A 20,001-nucleotide genomic window follows, 5' to 3' on the forward strand; every position below is an offset into this window, starting at 1 on the left:
AGGAGGCGGCATGAAGCTCGCTTTTGCAGGTAAGGGTGGGGTCGGCAAGACTTCCATCACCTCATGGATGGCCGACTGGATGGCCCGCAGTGGAAAGAATGTCTGGATGATTGATGCCGATACCGCTCTTTCCCTTGGGCAGGCTTCCGGACTGAATGAGGATCAGTTGCCCGATGCCGTTTCATCAAGGGTGGACCTTATAAGGGAGAGAATCCATAACGAAGGTTTCTTGAACCTGAACCCTGATGTTGGTGATCTTCCTGAGGAGCTGGCAGTGGATGTTCCGCTTTATGAAGATCCTTTCCCAATGGTCAGTCCCGGCAGGAAAAGACTTCTGGTGATGGGCGGACTGTCCAATGCCGGAGGTGGGTGTGCCTGTGACGCAAACGCACTGCTGAAGGCCCTTCTGGCTCATATTGTGATGGATAGCAATGACTGCGTTCTGGTCGATCTGGAAGCCGGGGTTGAGCATCTGGGTCGCGGTACGGCGATGCATGTGGACGGTCTGGTCGTTGTTTCCGAGCCTTCGATGCGCAGTTTTAAAACAGCGTCAGAGGTCGGCAGAATGGCTTCTGAACTGGGGCTTGATCGTCAGGTTCTGGTTGTTAACAGATACATGGGTGGCAATCCGCCGGAGCTTGAGAATCTACCCCGGCAGCAGTTTTATATCCCTCCCATGCAGGGACTTGTAGAAAGGCAGATGACAGACGGTAGTGTTCTTAATCTTCCTGAGTCGGTGGAGATCGACGCGATAATGGAAAAAATAGTTCTCTCCTTAAAGGGGGAACAACCTGATTGATCTTTTGTGAATCAGTTTCTGGAGCCATGTCGATAATGACAATTCCACGGCAACAATAGCTTAGCAATACAGAGTTTGATCAGTCTTTATTATGAAACGGCGGTCTTGAGTCAGTCTCAAGGCCGCTGTTGTATTTATCCGGATCAGTTTGAGAGTTGTTCCGTGCTTCGGAATCCGCCTCCAATTTCGTAATAGAGAGTTTTGGCGACTTCTAATACTACAAACGGCGCCGTCCGAAAGTTGGTCCACCATTTTTCCGGAACTTTGTCGTATGGCGTTGAGACCACAATTACTTTTATATTTCCGGGAAGAATCTCTCTGAATATTATTCCGGCACGTCTGGTGTGCATGGGGGATGTAACCAGAATTATAGATTTTATGTCCGGTGGCAGAGCCTTTTTGAGTTCTTCCGCTTCTTCAAGCGTACTGACATTCGCATGGCCGAAAAATGAGAAAACATTTTCAGGGACGCCTTTTTTCAGCAGAATTTCACGTATGACTTCCCATTGATAGGGATAAGCAACTCCGAGATTACGGACCTTAACTTCTTCCGGCATCACCACCGGTTTACTTAACATCAGTTTAGGTGCGTAACCCTCAAAAAAAAGTTCCGCAGCGTATATAGGACGGTAATACTGGCCGCCAAGAACAACGATAGCATCAGCCTTTTCAAGAGCATCCTCATTTTGCAGAAGATAGGGCGCAAATAGAAAAAGGACTGCCGTTGCCAGCAGTCCCGTTAAAGCCATTGCTCCAAGAAGCGTCAGAAAAGGTCTGAAAATTTTCATTATTTGTTAACCGGTTCGTAAACAGCTTCATACTTTTTCCGCAGGTCGGAGAAAGTTCCTTTTTCAATGGCGTCCCGTGCTTCTTCGGTAAGCTTGAGGAAGAAACGCAGGTTGTGGATTGAATTGAGCTGGTAAGAAAGCAGCTCCTTAGCGGTGTACAGGTGGCGCAAATACGCTTTGCTGAATGTGCGGCAGGTGTAACAATCGCAATTGGGATCGAGCGGAGAGTCGTCTTCCCGGTACTGCGCGCGTTTGATATTGACCTTGCCCTGACTGGTGTAGAGCGTGCCGTTACGGGCATTTCTGGTTGGCAGAACACAGTCGAACATGTCTACGCCGTTGGCGATACCTTCAAGGATATCAAGGGGAGTTCCGACACCCATCAGGTAGCGCGGTTTTTCAAACGGCAGTTTGGGCCCGATGTGCTGTAGGATATCGTACATATCGGGGATTGGCTCACCTACGCTCAATCCGCCGATGGCGTAACCTTCAAAAGGTATCTCGGAGAGCTGTTCAAGGCTTACCTCACGCAGGTCCTTGTGAAATCCACCCTGTACAATACCGAACATAAGCTGATCTCCGGATCCCACGGGATAGGCATCACGACATCGTTTTGCCCAGCGGGTGGTCAGTTCCAGAGAACGGGCAGTGTAATCCCGGTCGTTTCCGTACCCGACACATTCGTCGAGGACCATCATAATATCCGAACCGATATTATTTTGAATGGAGATTACTTTTTCAGGGGAGAAAAAGTGCTTTGAACCATCAAGGTAGGAACGGAATTCCACACCCTGTTCGGTGATCTTGCGAATGGATTCAAGGCTGAAAACCTGAAATCCGCCGCTGTCGGTTAGAATGGGGCGGTCCCAGGTTGAAAATTTATGCAGTCCCCCCCTTCTCGCGATGAGGTCGTCACCGGGACGCAGATAAAGATGGTAGGTGTTGCCCAGAATAATCTGTGATCCGATGTCCCGCAGATCCCGGGGAGGGACAGCTTTTACAGACCCCTGAGTGCCGACAGGCATGTAAACGGGAGTCTGGATTTCACCATGTGCGGTAACCAGAGTTCCCCGCCGTGCATGGCCGTCAGTGGCATGGACCGTAAATGATCCCGGTTTCTTTTTTTCTTCAGTCATTATTTTTTCTCGATTCCTTTTTTCGGGCAGATATCATTGAGCTGGCAGATATCACACTTGGGGCTTCTCGCCGGGCATATTTCACGTCCAAAAAGTACCAGCAGATGATTGGCTATCCCCCAAGTGTGCGGCTCGAAAAGCTGCATCAGGTCCTTTTCAATTACATTCGGGTTGGTACTTTGGGTCAGGCCCATTCTGAAGGAAAGCCTTTTTACATGAGTATCAACCGCCACTCCCTCATGGACGCCCATTGCATTGGAAAGGACTATGTTAGCGGTTTTTCTGGCTACACCGGGAAGTCTGATCATGTCTTTCATGGTCCGTGGCATTTCACCACCGAATTCATTCATGACCACTTCCGCCGCCCCTTTAAGGTTTTTAGCTTTGTTGCGGAAAAGTCCGGTGGAGCGGATTACTTCTTCGATTTCGGAAATCTCGGCCTTTTGCATTTCAGCCGGGCCGGGCCATCTGCGAAACAGTTCCGGCGTAACCTTATTGACCCGTACATCTGTGCATTGTGCAGCAAGAGCTGTGGCGACCATCAGTTCCCATGCGTTGCGCCAGTCAAGCTCCGGCTCGGGATCGGGGTATCTTTCCAGAAGCCTGTCATATATTTCCTTTGCTCTTTGCAAAGTTTTTTTGTCGGGGGTATTCTTTTTCATAAAGTCGAGTGTGGGCTATCATTTCTTTTTAGAACTTACAATGGACATCTGATTCCGATTGATGGTTATAGATGTTGCCTGTATTGTCAATTACTGTATTATTCAAACAAAACACCGGAGGAAATTACTTATGAAATTTGTTTTGCCTTTAGTCGCCGCTGCGCTTCTCGCTGTATCCGGCATCACCTTAACCGCTCCTTCCGCTGAGGACGGTTCCGGTCTGATCTTTTCCAAATGTACTGCCTGTCACAGCATGAAAAGGACCTGCAGGGCTCTTGGTAAAAAGGATCTTGCCGCATGGAAGAAAACCAACCAGCGTATGGTTGATATGGGAATGACAATTACCCCTGAAGAGTTGGATCTGGTAAATAACTATCTCGCGAATGCCAAGCCCGGCGAAAGTCCGGTCTGCCAGTAAGGAGAATGAAATATGTCCGTGACGCTTGTTTATATTACAACCGGGGATGTTGAGGAAGCACGGGAAATCGGAGGCGAGCTGGTAATGCGTCACCTTGCCGCCTGTGTGAATATATTTGATAAAATGGAATCCCTGTACTGGTGGGAAGGACAGATTGAAAGTTCTTCTGAAGTTGTACTTATTGCAAAGACTTCGGACAAGAAAGTGGAAAAATTGATTGATACCGTCAAGCAGCTGCATTCCTATGAATGTCCCTGCATTGTCGCTGTCAAAGCGAAAAAAGGTAATGAAGAGTTTTTCCAGTGGGTGAAAAGTTATACTTCAAAGTAAATACGGACTTGATTTCTGTAGTGGAGACAGTCCAAGTTGACTTTACGCACTCTTAAAGCATACTCTCTGCCGCGCGAAGCTAGATAAAAGTTTCGCGCGGTTTTTTTTCGGTCGTTCAAATATAATTTCTCAAGGAGTTTCTTAAAAATGAAGATATTAGTTTCCGGTTCATTGGCCTATGACAGAATCATGAGTTTTCCCGGCAGTTTTTCTGATCATATTCTGCCTGACAAAATTCATATGCTTAACGTTTGCTTTCTGGTGGATGGTCTTGATGAAAGGTTCGGTGGAACTGCCGGAAACATTGCTTACGCGCTCTCCATGCTGGATGAAAAGCCTGTAATTCTCGGTAGTGCCGGTAAGGATTTCGATGGTTACGAACAATGGCTGGATAAGAACAACCTTACCCGTGAAGGTATCAAGCGGGTTGATGATGAATTTACCGCAGGCGCTTACATCACCACAGATAAGTCCGATAACCAGATCACCGGATTCAACCCCGGAGCAATGAAATACAGCTGCGACTATGATTTTTCTGCAGTTGATTCTGCCGACACCCTCGCTATCGTCTCCCCCGGAAACCTCGATGATATGCAGAATTTTCCGAAATTGTACCGTGATAAAGGTGTTCCCTATATTTACGATCCGGGCCAGAATATTCCGGCTTTCAGCGGAGAACAGCTTCTCGATATGATCGGTGGCTGCAGTATTCTTGTTTCCAATGATTACGAGCTTGAAATGATTATGAAGTCCACTGGTAAAACCCGTGAAGAGCTGATGGAGATATGTGATTCAATCATTGTCACCCTCGGTGAGCAGGGTTGTCTAGTTGTGGAGAAAGACGGTGAAACAGCAGTTCCTGCAGCCAAAGCTAAAGTAGTGGAAGACCCCACTGGAGCGGGAGACGCTTTCCGTGCCGGTCTGATCAAAGGACTTTCCATGGGTAAGACTCTTGTTGAAGCTGCACATGTCGGTGCTGTCAGCGCTGTCTATTGCGTTGAGCAGCTTGGAACTCAGGAGCACTCCTATACTGAAGAGGAATTCTGGACCCGCTACGAAGAAAATTTCGGCAAGCTTTAAGAGTGGTAAAATCTAATCGGTTTGAAGCAGTCATGTATAATTGAGTTGCTATTCTGAATTAAGATTGTAATTCAGTAAAATGTTCTGTCTTTGATTCTAAGTTTTCTTTGATTTTAGATTGATTCTGAGGCTATTGAACTATCAGGACTTTTAGTGGAAGTTGCCTTTGTTTTTCTATGCTGACTTCAACTGACAGGCTGCTTTGACGGCAATAAGCTTTATATTAAGGCGGTTTCGATTAATTTCGAAACCGCCTTTTGTGTTTGTAATCTTTTATTTTCAGTGCGTGAAATCGTTTCATTTTTAAGATATGTTTCCCTTGAGTGTAGTATTGAATCTATTCTGTTCACGGGCAACACAAGGGAGATATCACCTTCTTGGCGCGGAACAGGTCGCCATTAAGCTGGCGTGTAAATATTTTGACCTTAACCCCTCAGGGCTGTTGGAGCGTTTCAATGATGGAACTGACTGCCGGGATGCTGGAGCAATATCTTAAAGAAGCTTTTGGTAATGAAACTGTTCTGCTGGACTACGGTGACATAGGATCACTGGATAAGCAGGGAATGAAGAAGTTCGGTTACGGAAAACCTCTTCTGGTGAGATTTAAGGCGGACGGAAAAGAGCGGGAAACCGTCATATCAGTAATGAAAGGCGATAATTACGGTCACCAGTTTTACTGGGACCGGGCCGCGGTCTTGATGTTTCAATACGAAGCTTCCGCAAGGATGAAGCGCCATGTGAAACCGATGGGTCTGGGGTACGTGGGGTCGGATGGCAAGATGAATGCACTGCACAATCCGCGTGAATTTTTCATTCTGAATGAGAAACTTGAGGGGTATGATTATTTTCAGGATCTGGATCGTATCGGCAGAAAAGGTCTTGAGGAACGGGACAGGAGAATGGTTCTTTCACTGGCTGAATGGCTTGCTGATCTCCACTCGGAGCGCAAAGATGATTCACATCTGTATATGCGGCGTATCCGGGATCTGATCGGTTCCAGCGAGTGTATCATGGGGCTTGTGGATGAGGCTTATGCCCACCCTAATGAGTATTTTTCAAGAGACAGGTTCATGGCTCTGGAAAAACGTCTGATCGATTGGCGCTGGAAGTTGTCACATTATACCGGAAGGCTTTGTGCGGTGCATGGAGACTTCCATCCCTGGAATGTACTTGTTGGCGGGTCGGACGGATTCAGTGTTCTGGATCGAAGCAGGGGGGAATGGGGTGAAGCGGCCGGGGATCTTTGCTGCATGGCTGCAAACTATATCCTTTTCGGTTTGTATGCGGATGGCAGCTTCTCCGAGGATTTCCGAACCTTGTATATGACACTTTTTGATAGATATCTTGAGCTTACCGGAGACAAAGAGATACTTGAAGTTATGGCTCCTTTTTTTGTGTTCAGAAGTCTGGTGATAGCTTCGCCTGTATGGTATCCGGATCATCCTGAAAGTGTCCGTGATCCTTTGCTGCGTTTCATGGAAAATGTTCTTGAAGATGAGGTGTTTGATTATGTCAGATTCGAACGGTATATGCGTTAACAAAAATTGGGCTGTGTGGATTACCGGGCTGCCCGGATGCGGGAAAAGCACAATTGCGGACATGCTTTATGAAAAGGTGCGTTCCGAAGGAGTCGGGGTTGTCAAACTCTGCATGGATGAGCGTCGTAAATTGTATATTCCAGAACCCGAATATACCTGTCAGGAGCGTGAGCAGGCTTATAACCTGTTCGTTGAGGATGCTGTTTCCATTATGGAATCAGGACGGTGCGTAATAATGGACGGAACTGCCCATGAAAAGTGCTGGCGCAATGACGCCAGGGAAAAGATAGAATTTTTTGCGGAAGTATATCTGAAATGCCCGGTGAATATGGCGATGAAACGCGAAGCAGGGCGGCAGCAGGGGCTTGTTATGGCAGGGCTTTACGAGAAGGCGCTTGAGCGTCAGCGCACAGGAAAGCAGTTTGAAAATCTGGGTGAGGTCATCGGGGTTGATGTACGTTTTCAGGAAGATAAAAATGCCGAGTGCATTGTGGAAACAACTAATAAGACTCCGGAAGAAGTTCTGGATGAAGTTGCCGGCTGCCTTCAAAACTGGCGCAGCATGAACGGTATCTGCTGATTTTTGTAAAAAAATGTTTTAAGGATGGACCAGTTCATAATTTCAACTTCAATAATTAAGGTGAATGACGTGCGTAAAATTTTGATACTTATTCTGGTTTTCATGCTTGTTTTTGCTGTCTCTGTTTCCGCGCATTCTGAAGAAGATATGCGTAGCCAAATCACCGATCTGCTCTTTGAATATAAAGATGCATACAATCTCCGGGATTTTGAGGCTATTAAAAATTTATACACTGCCGATGCCTTGATCATGTCTTTTCCATGTGATTCAAACAAAGAAGTGTTTTTTAATGAATTCAGTGAAGGACTGGGCCTTTGTTCTACATATTGGGTGGAGTCGGCTTTCAAGCTTCGCCTTTTTAAGATCACCAGTTTTGAAGTGGAAGGTGACAAATGTTCTGCCAGAATTCTCTGGGACTACCGCGATAATAAAAACCGAGGAAAATTCACCCCGATGTTTGAATTCACCAAGAGAAACGGGAAATGGAAGATTTCCAAAGAGACTTACGGACGTAAAGAAGGCTGATTCTCCGTTTTCCGATCTTTAAATTAGCGGTTGTGGCAATTGATACTGGGTTTTAACGTCAGGGTTTGTGGATAACTTTTCCAAACAGTAGGGTGTAATTAAATCGATAAGTAAAGGAGGTATTATATGTCTCTTGGAAGAATTGCTTTAGTTACAGCCGGAGTGGCGGCCGGTATTTTTGTAGGGTATGCAGTCAAGTCGGAGAAAATTCGTCCGGCGGCTGTTTCAGCTGTTAAGGCCGGCTTGAAAGCCAAAGACTGGACCGTGGGACAGTACGACAATATCAGGAATGATGTTAAATCGCTTACCTGTAAGGCCCGTGAATCATTCAAGCGAAATGAAGCAGAAGAAAATAATGAAGCTGCGGAGGCTTCTGTATGACTACTTTGGCCAGAATAGCATTGTTCGGAGCCATAGGAGCAGTCCTTTTTCTGCCGCTTCTGGCGAAACGTTCCCACCGTCACAGACATCGTCATGGTAGACCTGTCCCGGTATGCTCGGGAAGAGTGCGCCATAAATAGCTATAAATAAAACAAAATCGGGCAACTACTGATAAAACAGGAATTGTCCGGTTTTTTTAGTTTATATTTCTTCTTTTCCAAACATGGAACGCGGATCTCAACTATTACATTTCTTTTGTGCTTTTTTCAGTCTAAGATCTCTGCCATTCAATAAGAAAATCCCGCTGCTCTATTCATGTTCTCTTTGATATAGTTTTAAATTCAGGTTCTTATGAATTATATCTTGCCGGAATATTCAGCTTTTATGCTGCACTGACGGGCTTTACCGTAGAGATCATATAGAGTATGTGGCGGGTATGAAATTTACGGTATTAACATTCGGTTGTCAGATGAACGTTCACGATTCCGACTGGCTGATCCGGGCCATGGAAAGCCGCGGCTGGACTGCAGTTGAGGAATCGGAAGCAGATATATTTATCATTAACACCTGCTCTGTGCGCGAAAAGCCCGAGCAGAAAGTATACAGTGTGCTTGGTAGACTCGCTCCTCTGTGTAAAAATCCCGGCAGTTTTGTTGCCGTGGGCGGATGTGTAGCCCAACAGATAGGCGAAGGTTTCATGGAGAAGTTTCCCCACGTGCGCCTCGTTTTCGGAAGTGACGGTATTTCACAGACTCCGGCTGCCTTGGAGGATCTGGCCCGGAATCATGACAGGAAATTGGTTCTTACTGATTTTGTGCCTGAATATCCTGAGCGTGAAGGTGGTGAGCTTAAAGGGAATATTGATCTCATTCCTCCGGGAATCGGAACCATTCCCGGGCAGGCTTTTGTAAATATTATGCAGGGGTGCGATAACTTTTGCGCTTATTGTATTGTCCCGTACACAAGAGGGCGCCAGAAATCCCGTTCCTCCGATGCTGTGATCAGTGAATGCAGGGCTCTTGTAAACTCCGGAGTAAGGGAGATTACCCTGTTGGGCCAGAATGTGAATAGTTTCGGCATGGATAAGAAAGGGGCCGATCTTACGTTCGCGCAACTCCTATACAGGATTTCAGAAATTGAAGGTCTTGAAAGAATCAGATTCACAACTTCGCATCCAAAGGATATCGCCCCCGAGGTGATAAAGGCCTTTGGAGAGCTTCCAAATCTTTGTCCCAGCCTGCACCTGCCTGTCCAGTCCGGTTCAGACAGAATTCTGAAAAAAATGGGCCGCAAGTACGACCGTTCCAAGTATCTGGATATTGTTGAAGGGTTGCGGAAGGCATGCCCGGACATCGCCCTTACAACTGATATTATTGTCGGATTCCCAGGTGAAACCGACGAAGATTTTGAGCAGACAATGGATATCATGGAGAGGGTTCGTTACGAGAGCAGCTTTTCCTTTAAATATTCTGACCGTCCGGGAGTTGCGGCGGTAAAAATGAAACCAAAAGTGGATGAAGAAGTTGCTCAAAAGCGTCTTGCTCACTTGCAGGAAAGACAAAACCGTATTACTAGAGAAAGTCTAGAGGCTCTTAAGGGGCGGGAAATGACCGTGCTGCTTGAAAGGCCGAGTAGAAAACAGGAGGCCGGTGGTGTTTCCTGGAGAGGAAAGGATCCCGGAGGACGGGTGATCAATGTTCATTTTGACGGTTTGCCTGAGAATGTTAAACTTGGAGGCAAACTGGTGAAAGTGAAGATCACCGAGTCCAAGAATCACTCCCTTGTGGGAGAAAAACTGGGGGAACCATGGTAGAAATGCAGGTTTACGGTCTGGCTGTTGAAAGTGATACGGAAGCACCGGTTCTGGTCCTCAAGGATGAGTCTGCCGGAATAATTCTTCCCATCTGGATCGGAGCTATGGAGGCGATGTCCATATCCATGGTGCTCAACGAGATGTCTTTCCCCCGGCCCATGACCCACGACTTGCTTTTAACTACTATTGCAACCTTCGGCGGCAAGGTTGTTTCAGTTGATATTGTGGATATTGAAAAGGGTACTTTCTATGCGGAAATTCTTGTCCTTAAGGATGAGGAGACCGTAGTGATTGATGCCCGTCCCTCGGATGCGGTTGCCTTGGCCGTAAGGGCCGATTGTCCGGTCCGGGTATCCCGCAAGGTTCTTGATGTTGCGGGAACCAAAGATACAGAAGAGAAAATTAGTAAAAAATCAAAGTGGGAAGATGAGCTAGATGATCTGTCCCCTGATGACTTTAAATACAAAATGTAGGTAGACCATTGATTGATTTTCATACTCATACCGTTTTCAGTGATGGAGAGTTGATCCCTGCCGAGCTGGCAAGAAGAGCCAGAGTTGCAGGATACCGTGCCATGGCAATGACCGATCATGCCGACTTGAGCAATATCGATTTGATTCTTGAGAATATTCACAGGTTTGCAAAGAAGCATGCCCACTATTTTGATATCGATGTTTTTGCAGGTGTGGAGCTTACTCATGTTCCCCCGGGGCTGATTGGAGAAATGACCAAGTACGCCAGAAAATCAGGCGCACAGATAGTGGTCTGCCATGGTGAGACTATTGTGGAGCCGGTTGCTGAAGGTACGAACCTTGCCGCAATCGAGGCAAAGGTTGATGTCCTTGGTCATCCGGGATTGATTTCTGATGTTGAAGTCAAGCTTGCGGCAGAATATGGCGTATGTCTTGAAATCACGACCCGGAAAGGACACAGTCTTACAAACGGGCATGTTGTTTCCATGGCCCGCAAGCATGGAGCAAAGCTGGTTATCAACAATGATGCCCACGCTCCCGGCGATATGGTTGGTCCTGAAATGCGCCGTATGATTGCCCTCGGTGCGGGAATGACAAAAGATGAATATCAGCAGGCCGAAGAGAATTCTCGGCAACTTGTTCAGGATCTCATGAAAAGGTAGGTTTAATTGCGGGATTGTTGGTCTGTGTGAAACTATTGACCAATAGTCTTGTTTTTATCTGGAAATTTCAGGGCACAGCAGGCAATCAGGGCTTTATGCAGTCAAACGAACTTATCGCCAGAGCCGCAGGGCTCATATCAGCTGCAAGGTGTGTAGTCGCCATGACAGGGGCGGGCATGTCTGTTGCCAGCGGTATTCCTGATTTCCGGAGCCCCGGTGGCCTTTGGTCCAGACATGACCCGGAAAAGGTTGCCTCAATACGCTCTTTGAAGAGTGACCCGGCTACGGTATGGAAATTTCTTGTGGATGCAGACCGGATGATGAGTGAGGCTTCTCCCAATGCCGGGCATTTTGCTCTGGCACAGATGGAAAAGTCCGGTAATCTTCATGCTGTGATCACACAGAACATTGACGGACTGCATCAGCGTGCCGGTTCTGAAAGGGTTGTTGAATTCCATGGAAACTGCAGTGACTATTACTGCATGGAATGCTTCAAGCCTTATGACAGAAATCGAGTGCAGAGCAGTGAACTTCCGGTCCGTTGTCCGGAGTGTTCTGGGATAATACGTCCGGATCTGGTTTTTTTCGGGGAACCGATTCCCTCCGAAGCCCATAAAGAGGCTTTTGAATTGGCGGAGGAGGCGGATCTCGTCATTGTTGCCGGAACTTCCGGCGAAGTGGTCCCGGCAAGTCTGATTCCACCTCTGGTTCAGGAGTCAGGTGGTAAAATCGTTGAGATTAACAACCGTCCGTCAGCATATTCATCTTTCAGTGATGTGCTGATTGAGGGACAGACTGAAGTTGTTCTGCCGTTGATTGCGCAGAACATTGATTAATAAAGTTTTCATTTTTTAATGCCTGACCGGTTGAAGGCAGGTCAAAAAAGGTGCGGTAAAATATGGATTTATTACCTCAGGGCGGAATTTTCGCCATGCTCGATCAGGCTACGATTGTGGTCAAGGGAGTGCTTTGCCTTTTAGCTGGTATGTCTCTATGGAGCTGGACAATAATTTTCTGGAAGCTCATTTCTCTCGGACGGGCCAGGACCCTGATCCTGAAAGGAAACCAGATAATGGAAGAAGCAGAGTCTCTTTCAGCCGGGCTGACTTCAATCAGCAAGACTCCGGCCTCTCCGCTGAACAGAATTGGAACCGCAGCTGTAAAAGAGTACCGGGTGCTTGAAAAGTCCGCGGTAAGCTCCAGCCACAAGCGCAGATTGATCAAGGATACTCTGCGCCGTATTCTGCGCCAGAAAGTCAGCTCTGAGATGAAAAAACTCACTTCCTCACTTTCCTTTCTTGCTACCTGTGCCAACGGAGCCCCTTTTATCGGACTTTTCGGAACAGTCTGGGGGATTATGCATTCCTTCCATTCCATCGGGGCAGCAAAGAGTGCCGCCCTTGCTGCTGTCGCTCCGGGTATTTCTGAAGCCCTTGTAGCCACTGCCATCGGTCTTGGTGTGGCGATCCCTGCTACAATAGCATACAACTTTTTTCTCGGGGTATTAAACGGTATCGAGACTGAAATGGTTAACTTTGCCGGGGCGTTTCTGAACCGTGTTGAGCGTGAAGTTTCGTGGGTTGAGCCTTCCGTTAAATCCGGAACTTCCAAAGAGTCTGTTCATCCTGTAGGTGAAGATACTCATTCCACTCAGGAGTAGGTATGGGATTTTCAACCAACAACAAGGGAATGCTGGCTGAAATCAACGTGACTCCTTTTGTGGATGTCATGCTGGTTCTGCTGATCATTTTCATGGTTACCGCACCCCTGATGACTCAGGGGGTAGAAGTGGACCTGCCGCAGACCCGGACTGTCCGCTCTTTACCTCAGGATAATGAGCATATCGTGATGTCCATTAATGACAAAGGTGAAATCTATCTTGATGAATACAAGGTAGGTTTTGACGAATTGCAGGGACATCTGGAAAGGCTCGTAAAAAAGCAGAACAAAATGCTTTTTTTGCGGGCGGACAAGACTGTTGCCTATGGTGAAGTTGTGAAAGTGATGGGTGAAATCAAAGCTGTCGGGATTGACCGTCTCGGTGTTGTTGCCGAACCCGTTGAAAAGAAAAAGAAGTAATCCTGATAAGTCAGGCTTATTATACTGATTTAAAGGAAATTACAGGACGAATTCATTGATGAAGTTCATCGGTCTTTTCATCTCTTTCCTGCTTCATGCGGGCTTGTTGTTTATGGCGGTTTCATGGAACATGGCACCACCTGTGAAAATATCTCTTGATATGCCGGTTTACAAGGTTGATCTGGTCAGCCTTGCTCCACTTCCTTCTGCCCCTGCTGCTAAAAAAGCTCCCGCTGCAAAATCGAAACTTTCCAAGCCCGGAGCTGTGGCCATACCTGAGGCAAAGCCCAAGGCCGTCCCCAAGCCCCGGCCGGAGACAGTAAAAGCTCCGGAAGCCAAGCCAGTGCCTAAGCCAAAGCCGAAGCCTAAACCAAAGCCTGAGCCTGAAGCGAAAAAGATTTCTGAAAATAAGGTAAAGACAACCTCTCCACCCAAGAAAAAGGTAGAGAAGAAGGTTGAGAAAAAAGAAGCTCCTGCAAAGCAGAAGGTTGAAAAAAAGACTCCGCCTAAAAAAGTAGAACCTGAGAAGCCTGAAGTTACCGCGGAAGATGCTCTGGCAGCGGATCTTGCATCTCTGGCTGATATTGTGGAAGCCAAGAAGAAGGAAGAGAAGAAAGCAGTTGCCAGCGATCTGGCAGCTCTTGCTAAAACGGCAAAGTCGACCGCTGTGACTGGTTCGGCAGAAGGAACTGCCGGAGCTTCAGGGCTGGTTCAGGTCTATGCCTCAATAGTTCAGGAGGCAGTAAGAAAGAACTGGAGATATCCTGTTTTCGGGCAGAAACAGAACCTGATGGCCCGTGTTCAGATCCAGTTGAAATCATCCGGGGAAATCAGTGGTATCAAATTACTGCAATCTTCGGGTAACGTTGATTTTGATGATTCCGTGTTAACGGCTCTTCGGGATACCGAAGTTCTGCCCGACCCCCCCGGTAATTCCATCAGAACCGTCGTTGTAAACTTCAACCTGCATGATTTAGATCAGTAGGTCGGTTTTAAAAAATGAAAAATAATCTTAATTTATTTATATTCAGTTCGGTAGCCTCCGTACTGATTGCCAGTTTTCTGGTCCTAACCAGCGCGTCTTTATGTCAGGCCGCAGATACTCTGACTGTGGATATTTATGGTCCCGGGCAGCGCAAGGTGAACCTTATCCTCTTACCTCCCAAGACAGTGCCGCAGGGAAAGTATGCAGGATCCAAAGAGAAGAATCTCCCTTTGCCCGGTGAGGCCGGGACGTTCAGTACGGATTTAAAGCAGGATCTAGCTTATCTGCCTTTTTTGAATATTGTCCCGGTTACCGATATTCTGGGTGGCGATCCTTCCAACGGTGTCAGGCCCGGCGAAATCGATATCAAGCCGCTCAGGCTGTCCAAAGTAGACCTTGCGATTACCACCGGCTGGGAAATCCGCCCGAATGGTGAGAAAAACCTGTTGCTGAGATGTATCGGAACCTTTAATGGCCGTACTATTATCGGAAAGAAGTACTCCATGGTTACCGAGGAGATGCTTCCTCGAATAGCTGACCGGTTCTGTTCCCACCTGATGCGCGTACTGACAGGAAGGGACGGTTTTTTTGAATCTAAAATTGCTTTTGTCCGAAAGGTCGGTAAAGATAAAGAGATTTATACCGTAAGCCCTCAAGGACGTAACCTGCGTCAGATCAGTTCTCTTGGCGGGGTTAATCTTAGTCCCAACTGGTCCCCGGAGGGGGACAAGCTGGTTTTTACGAGGCTTGGCTCCCGCCAGCACCTGCTCTGCGTGTGGGATAGCGCTACCGGTAAAATAGATCAGAAGAGTTTTCCCGGAGATACGGTCATAGGCCCGGCATTTCTTCCTGATGGGAATATGGCCGCAACTCTGACTATGAATGGTAATTCGGATATTTTCCTGATCAATGGCAATTACAAGCCTAAAAAGACTCTTGCCCAGAGTTGGGCCATTGAGGTCTCTCCTGATTTTGACCGTACCGGAACCAAAATGGTTTTTACATCAGCCAGATTCGGTAATCCGCACATCTTTCTTCTGGATATGCAGAGCGGGGTAGTTACCAGAGTCACCAAAGAAGGTAAGTATAATACAAATCCAACAATAAGCCCGGATGGCAGATATGTTGCCTTTTCACGCCAGACTCCTTTGGGACACCGTATTTTCGTGCATGACCTGGAAAACGGAAGAGAGCGTCAACTGACTTTCGGTCCGGGAAATGATGAAGATCCTGCTTTCGGTCCGGATGGGTATTTTGTCGCTTTTTCATCAAGTAGAAGTGGAAAGTATCAGATTTACCTGACAACCCGACATGGAGATCCGGCAATGCTGGTTCCAACCGGAAGCGGAGTCGCAAAGGCCCCGGCATGGGGAAAAGTTAAAAAATCATAGTCTTCAAATGCTATTTAACAGCTTTGTTGCAGTCATGACTTGATTTTTTTGCAAAACACTTTAGTGTCGAAACATTGGTCGTATTAAGTTAAGAAGAAAATCATCTGGTGTGGACAAACTCCTGTCCTGCAAAGTTCCTGTCTCAGGAGGGCAAATGAAAGCTAGAGCTATAATTTTGTGTGTAGTGTTAGTACTGTTGGCCGGACTCGGTTCCGGTTGTTCCAAAAAGCGTGTTGAATCATCTCCTGCAAGTCCTGCTGTTGAAGAAAGGATGACCGAGCAACAGGAAAAAGAAAGACAAAGGCAAGAAGAACAGGCCAGACTTGAAAGAGAGAAGGCTCTTCAGGAACAGGCTCTCGCTGACGCACGTGAAGCGGAAGAGAATGCGGCAGTCAAAAAAGAATTTAATGAAGCTATTGAAGAGTTGGGTAACCTGATTCATTTTGATTTTGATTCCTTTGAAATCAAACAGGAATATCGTCCTCTTTTACAGACAAAAGCTGAAATCCTGAAAAAGTTCGATAATGTGACCATGGTGATTGAAGGCTACTGCGATGACCGTGGAACTGAAGAGTATAACCTCGCTCTTGGTGAGCGTCGTGCCCGCGCTGTATATGAATTCCTCATTCTTCTTGGGGTTGCTCCGGAAAGGCTCAGTATTGTAAGCTATGGAGAAGAAAATCCCATCGATCCCGGCAATAACGAAACCGCCTGGGCCAAAAACAGGCGAGCACAGTTCAGACTAACTTATTAGTCTCAGATTTAATTGATTCTTTTAAGCCCCGTTTCTTTCAGGAACGGGGCTTTTTGTGTATGCAAAATGCTTATACTGATCACTGCATAATATTTTTAACACGGGATTGAAGATGGGAAATAAGATTATTAAAATAGATACCCGCTTCAGTGGGAAGAAACAAAGCCAGTTTACTGCAGGGCGGAGCAATAAGTTAGATCAGTATTTTTTAAAGAAAGCCAGAGGACTGACCTGAAATATAGTGGATTAAACGTAGAAGATATGAAAGGGGGGGAGCTCGTTGCAGCATATCTCAGAGATCTGTTCCCGTATGTTCGAAGAACATATTATGGTGCAAGAGGTCTTTTTTATCAGTTGAGGCCGTAAAAGATAAACTTTTACGGCCTGCAGAATTACATCATAGAAAATGATTATGTCAGGTAGCGTAGCAGCCATAATCCCAACATTGCATAAATGCCGGCAAAGAGGTCATCAATCATGACTCCGTAACCGGATTTAAGCCATTTTTCGGAGGCTTTTACAGGCCATGGTTTGTAAATATCAAAGATACGAAACAGGATGAATCCGGCAATGGCCTGCCAGCCGACTATTCCGGCAAATGGCAGAAATACAACCCATTGACCAAGAACCTCATCAATTACGACACAGCCAGGGTCTTTCTGTCCGAGGTCTTTTTCAGCAGCGGTGCAGGTTACTGCGCCAAAGTAAAAAAGCAAACCCAGAACAATTATCCGGACAGGAATAGGGAGTGGAAAAAAAAGAAACGGTGCGGTTATCAGTGCCGCCGCAGAACCCCATGTTCCAGGTGCCTTGGGCAGAAAACCTATAGGGCCGAGGGTGGCAATAGCGGTTAAGTTTAATTTGAAATATCTCATGACCGCAGTATCTACTCAACAGCCTGAAAAGTCCAGAAGGGACTGGGAGTTAATCTTCAACTCCCAGTCCCTTCTGGAATACATCGTTAGTATAAGTTAGTTGGATCTGGGTTTAAGTTTGTAACCAATACTCTGGGCAATATATTCAAGAGGCTTAACTTCATTAGTGGCTTTCAGGATTTCCATGAGAGTTTCGGCTCCTAGCTTGGCATTATCGTCAAAGGGGTTAATCTCTCTAAGCAGTGTTGAATAGGGCTTGCCGATGTTCTGGGCAACTTCCTTAGCTGGTTTATTGCCTTCGAGTACGACATCCTGGGTCACTTTTGTGATTGATTCTAAGTTCATCTTACTACTCCTTCTTAAAATGCATAAGTCCAGAATGAAATCTCATTCTTCAACTGCATTATTAACGGAGAGTATGAACGTGTAAACGGCAGGTTCTTTGTATTTACGCCCGTTTTGACTGTATATGAGGGTAGGGTTTTCAGCAGGAGGGCGGGTTTCCGGGGTGGGGTTTCGCTAGACCAGAAGTTTACTGTCCCTTCTTCCATTGAGAAATTCAAGAAAGTCAATTCGTGAAAGGGGTTTACTATAATAGTACCCTTGAATTATATCACATCCCTCACGGGTCAGCAGTTCAACCTGTTTCTTATCTTCAACACCTTCTGCTACCACTTTGAGTCCCATATGGCGGGCCATGCTGATTATTGCGCAGACAATCGCAAGGTCATTGTTGTCGCTTAGGATGTCATTTATGAACGATCGGTCAATTTTCAAAGTGGTTATGGGGAGTTTTTTCAGATAGCTGAGGGACGAATAACCTGTTCCGAAATCATCAATAGAGCAGGAAATGCCTGACGAGCACAGGTGGTTGAGCACTCCTGTGTTTTTCTCAACATTTTCCATCAGCAGGGATTCTGTAATTTCGAGTTCAAGTTTTTCCCTCGGGATATTGTTTTCTTCAAGGATTTTCACAATTTTTTCCGCAAATTCAGGTGTATCCAGTTCTTTTGCGGATATGTTGGCTGAAACTACCAGATCATCAAATCCCGATTTCTCCCATAAGTGCATGTCCTTAACGGCCTGGGTAATGATCAAGGTATCCACTTCATGGATAAGGTTAAGACTTTCAGCCAAGGAAATGAATTCAACAGGAGGAATTATTGTTCCATCTGGTCTTATCCAGCGGGCAAGGGCTTCCATGCCGACAACCTTGCCGTCTCCGGAGCGAACCTTGGCTTGATAAAATGGTACGAATTCCCCATTGATCAAAGCTTTTCTGATAGCTGATTCCATATCAATCTTACGCTGAGCCTCAACCTTCATCTGGGATGTGTAGAATCTGAAGTTTTCAAGATGGCTGCCTTTGACCTGATGCATTGCCGTGTCAGCATGTAGTATTAATTGGTCCGGGCAGTCTGTGTCATCAGGAAAGATTGAAATACCAATACTGGAGTTAATGAAAATTTCGTGATCTTCAATGTCAAACGGCTTGGCAATCTGATCGTTGATTTTGTGGGCAAAATTGATGATATCGTTAATGTCCTTATAGCCAACCAGTGCTAAGGCAAACTCATCACTCCCCAGTCTCGCGAGTGTGTCCTGAGCTCCAAGAAGTTTCTTTATCCGGCCGCTGAACTGTCTTAAAAGTTCATCCCCTACATTATACCCGAGGGAGTCATTCACCTTTTTGAAGTCATCAAGATCCATATACAGCAGAGCTATCTTGTGTCCTGTTCTTTCAGAGCGTTCAATCTCGCGGCGGAGCCTGTCTCCTAGAAGTTTGCGGTTGGGCAGATTTGTCAGGGCATCGTGGAAGGCATAAAAATGAATTTTTTCTTCTTTACGTTTCAGTTCACTGATGTCGTTGTTAACTCCCACATAGTGGGTGACTTCACCTTCCGAATTATAAATTGCGCTTATATTGAGTCGCTGAGGATATATTTCACCATTTTTCCGACGGTTCCATAGCTCTCCTTCCCAGCTGCCTGTCCGGGCGAGTGTGTCCCACATGTTCTTGTAAAAGTCAGCGTCGTGGTAGTTGGATTTTAGAACTCTTGGGTTGTCGCCGCGGATTTCATCTAGTGTATAACCGGTGATTTCGGTGAAGGCCGGGTTGATCTGCTGGGCCGCTCCGTTTTTATCGGTAATAATTATACCGTCCATTGTGTTTTTGAACACATGGCGCATGAACTGGAGGTTTTCATTGGCTTCACGCAGTATGTCGGCCTGAGTACGGAACTCCTGTGTTAGAACCTGGTTATTCCTTATAAGTTCCATCTCACGGGATTTTATTTCGGAAATATCAAAGGTGAGGACCCCAATCCCCTGCAGGGCGCCGGAGCTGTCTCTTATGGGAAATTTATGTGAATGGAATAAAACATTGTTTCCATCCGGCAGGGTGATTTCTACTTCTACAGAGAGGTTATCTCCGGCTGGCAGTGTACATGTTTTCCGGTCTGATTTTAAAATCTTATTCAACTGTTCTTCAGAGGCAAAACCATAAAGAATTTCATCATCATTTTTTCCGATAACCTGAGATTCATGATCGATTTGCAGTAAGTTCATGAAAGATTTGTTTACCTGAACATATCTGAATTCAGGGTCCTTGATGATGGCAAGGTGTGTGGAGCTGTCGAAAAAAAGTTTCAGTAAATCAGATTGGTTATTATTCATGCTGAGTAAATCCAGTTCTTTCAGTGTACAAAACAGCTGATTTTTTATTTTTCTGA

The 20,001-nt window shown here is 46.3% G+C and carries 24 protein-coding genes; 18 read left to right on the forward strand and 6 right to left on the reverse strand.

Annotated features, from left to right (window positions below; genetic code table 11):
* The first annotated feature begins 10 nt into the window (after positions 1-10).
* A complete protein-coding gene (locus ACZ5PW_RS09825; protein ID WP_464560357.1) occupies positions 11-799 on the forward strand; it encodes an ATP-binding protein in 789 nt (262 codons plus the stop codon).
* A gap of 143 nt (positions 800-942) precedes the next feature.
* Here ACZ5PW_RS09825 and ACZ5PW_RS09830 read toward each other — a convergent pair whose 3' ends face one another.
* From ACZ5PW_RS09830 to nth, 3 genes are read right to left on the reverse strand one after another with little or no spacing between them, the layout of a single operon-like run.
* Positions 943-1,587, reverse strand: a complete 645-nt coding sequence (locus tag ACZ5PW_RS09830; RefSeq protein WP_464560359.1) for a YdcF family protein — start codon at positions 1,585-1,587, stop codon at positions 943-945.
* Entirely contained in the window at positions 1,587-2,723 is a 1,137-nt protein-coding gene (gene tgt / locus ACZ5PW_RS09835) for a tRNA guanosine(34) transglycosylase Tgt (protein WP_464560361.1), read from the reverse strand. Before tgt ends, ACZ5PW_RS09830 begins: the two co-directional genes overlap by 1 nt.
* Positions 2,723-3,385 carry an endonuclease III gene (nth, locus tag ACZ5PW_RS09840; RefSeq protein ID WP_464560363.1) on the reverse strand — a complete coding sequence of 221 codons (663 nt, stop codon included), beginning with the start codon at positions 3,383-3,385 and terminating at the stop codon, positions 2,723-2,725. The genes tgt and nth overlap by 1 nt, the downstream gene beginning before the upstream one ends.
* Positions 3,386-3,515: 130 nt before the next feature.
* Between nth and ACZ5PW_RS09845 the strand changes: the two genes are divergently transcribed.
* The 17 genes from ACZ5PW_RS09845 (at position 3,516) to pal (ending at position 16,394) form a co-directional block, all read left to right on the forward strand.
* Positions 3,516-3,803 (forward strand): hypothetical protein, encoded by a 288-nt coding sequence (locus tag ACZ5PW_RS09845; protein ID WP_464560365.1) that lies wholly within the window; start codon positions 3,516-3,518, stop codon positions 3,801-3,803.
* Between the two features lie 12 nt (positions 3,804-3,815).
* On the forward strand, positions 3,816-4,133 hold the full coding sequence (gene cutA, locus ACZ5PW_RS09850) for a divalent-cation tolerance protein CutA (RefSeq protein ID WP_464560367.1): 318 nt from the start codon (positions 3,816-3,818) through the stop codon (positions 4,131-4,133).
* 147 nt (positions 4,134-4,280) lie between these two features.
* The gene (locus ACZ5PW_RS09855; RefSeq protein WP_464552705.1) at positions 4,281-5,213 is read left to right on the forward strand and encodes a carbohydrate kinase family protein; all 933 of its coding nucleotides are present in this window, start codon (positions 4,281-4,283) and stop codon (positions 5,211-5,213) included.
* A 455-nt stretch (positions 5,214-5,668) separates the two neighbouring features.
* Positions 5,669-6,751: a phosphotransferase family protein gene (locus tag ACZ5PW_RS09860; protein ID WP_464552707.1), complete on the forward strand. Its 1,083-nt coding sequence runs from the start codon at positions 5,669-5,671 to the stop codon at positions 6,749-6,751.
* Complete coding sequence (locus ACZ5PW_RS09865; protein WP_464552710.1) at positions 6,723-7,331, forward strand: adenylyl-sulfate kinase; 609 nt, start codon at positions 6,723-6,725, stop codon at positions 7,329-7,331. The genes ACZ5PW_RS09860 and ACZ5PW_RS09865 overlap by 29 nt, the downstream gene beginning before the upstream one ends.
* A gap of 69 nt (positions 7,332-7,400) precedes the next feature.
* Positions 7,401-7,856 carry a Cif family virulence factor gene (locus ACZ5PW_RS09870; RefSeq protein WP_464552713.1) on the forward strand — a complete coding sequence of 152 codons (456 nt, stop codon included), beginning with the start codon at positions 7,401-7,403 and terminating at the stop codon, positions 7,854-7,856.
* 126 nt (positions 7,857-7,982) lie between these two features.
* A complete protein-coding gene (locus ACZ5PW_RS09875; RefSeq protein WP_464552715.1) occupies positions 7,983-8,237 on the forward strand; it encodes a hypothetical protein in 255 nt (84 codons plus the stop codon).
* Positions 8,234-8,377: a hypothetical protein gene (locus ACZ5PW_RS09880; RefSeq protein ID WP_464552718.1), complete on the forward strand. Its 144-nt coding sequence runs from the start codon at positions 8,234-8,236 to the stop codon at positions 8,375-8,377. Before ACZ5PW_RS09875 ends, ACZ5PW_RS09880 begins: the two co-directional genes overlap by 4 nt.
* Positions 8,378-8,673: 296 nt before the next feature.
* Entirely contained in the window at positions 8,674-10,050 is a 1,377-nt protein-coding gene (gene miaB, locus ACZ5PW_RS09885) for a tRNA (N6-isopentenyl adenosine(37)-C2)-methylthiotransferase MiaB (protein WP_464552721.1), read from the forward strand.
* Positions 10,044-10,523: a bifunctional nuclease family protein gene (locus ACZ5PW_RS09890; RefSeq protein WP_464552725.1), complete on the forward strand. Its 480-nt coding sequence runs from the start codon at positions 10,044-10,046 to the stop codon at positions 10,521-10,523. Before miaB ends, ACZ5PW_RS09890 begins: the two co-directional genes overlap by 7 nt.
* 8 nt (positions 10,524-10,531) lie before the next feature.
* Positions 10,532-11,185, forward strand: coding sequence for a histidinol phosphate phosphatase domain-containing protein (locus tag ACZ5PW_RS09895; protein ID WP_464552727.1), 654 nt, complete (start codon positions 10,532-10,534; stop codon positions 11,183-11,185).
* A 95-nt stretch (positions 11,186-11,280) separates the two neighbouring features.
* Entirely contained in the window at positions 11,281-12,021 is a 741-nt protein-coding gene (locus ACZ5PW_RS09900) for an SIR2 family NAD-dependent protein deacylase (protein ID WP_464552729.1), read from the forward strand.
* A 62-nt stretch (positions 12,022-12,083) separates the two neighbouring features.
* The gene (locus tag ACZ5PW_RS09905) at positions 12,084-12,845 is read left to right on the forward strand and encodes a MotA/TolQ/ExbB proton channel family protein (protein ID WP_464552732.1); all 762 of its coding nucleotides are present in this window, start codon (positions 12,084-12,086) and stop codon (positions 12,843-12,845) included.
* Positions 12,846-12,847: 2 nt separating this feature from the next.
* Positions 12,848-13,264: a protein TolR gene (gene tolR, locus ACZ5PW_RS09910; protein WP_464552735.1), complete on the forward strand. Its 417-nt coding sequence runs from the start codon at positions 12,848-12,850 to the stop codon at positions 13,262-13,264.
* 58 nt (positions 13,265-13,322) lie between these two features.
* Positions 13,323-14,249, forward strand: coding sequence for a cell envelope integrity protein TolA (gene tolA / locus ACZ5PW_RS09915; protein ID WP_464552738.1), 927 nt, complete (start codon positions 13,323-13,325; stop codon positions 14,247-14,249).
* A 14-nt stretch (positions 14,250-14,263) separates the two neighbouring features.
* Positions 14,264-15,640, forward strand: coding sequence for a protein tolB (locus ACZ5PW_RS09920; protein ID WP_464552743.1), 1,377 nt, complete (start codon positions 14,264-14,266; stop codon positions 15,638-15,640).
* A gap of 154 nt (positions 15,641-15,794) precedes the next feature.
* Positions 15,795-16,394 carry a peptidoglycan-associated lipoprotein Pal gene (pal, locus tag ACZ5PW_RS09925; protein WP_464552745.1) on the forward strand — a complete coding sequence of 200 codons (600 nt, stop codon included), beginning with the start codon at positions 15,795-15,797 and terminating at the stop codon, positions 16,392-16,394.
* Between the two features lie 410 nt (positions 16,395-16,804).
* On the opposite strand, the gene ACZ5PW_RS09930 is transcribed toward pal, so the two are convergent.
* The 3 genes from ACZ5PW_RS09930 to ACZ5PW_RS09940 all read right to left on the reverse strand — a co-directional run bounded on the left by ACZ5PW_RS09930 (position 16,805) and on the right by ACZ5PW_RS09940 (position 19,945).
* Positions 16,805-17,269, reverse strand: coding sequence for a phosphatidylglycerophosphatase A family protein (locus ACZ5PW_RS09930; RefSeq protein WP_464552748.1), 465 nt, complete (start codon positions 17,267-17,269; stop codon positions 16,805-16,807).
* A 96-nt stretch (positions 17,270-17,365) separates the two neighbouring features.
* Positions 17,366-17,614, reverse strand: a complete 249-nt coding sequence (locus ACZ5PW_RS09935) for a phage regulatory CII family protein (RefSeq protein WP_464552750.1) — start codon at positions 17,612-17,614, stop codon at positions 17,366-17,368.
* 174 nt (positions 17,615-17,788) lie between these two features.
* Positions 17,789-19,945 (reverse strand): EAL domain-containing protein, encoded by a 2,157-nt coding sequence (locus ACZ5PW_RS09940; protein ID WP_464552751.1) that lies wholly within the window; start codon positions 19,943-19,945, stop codon positions 17,789-17,791.
* Positions 19,946-20,001: the final 56 nt, after the last annotated feature.

This window comes from Maridesulfovibrio salinus (assembly GCF_055394525.1).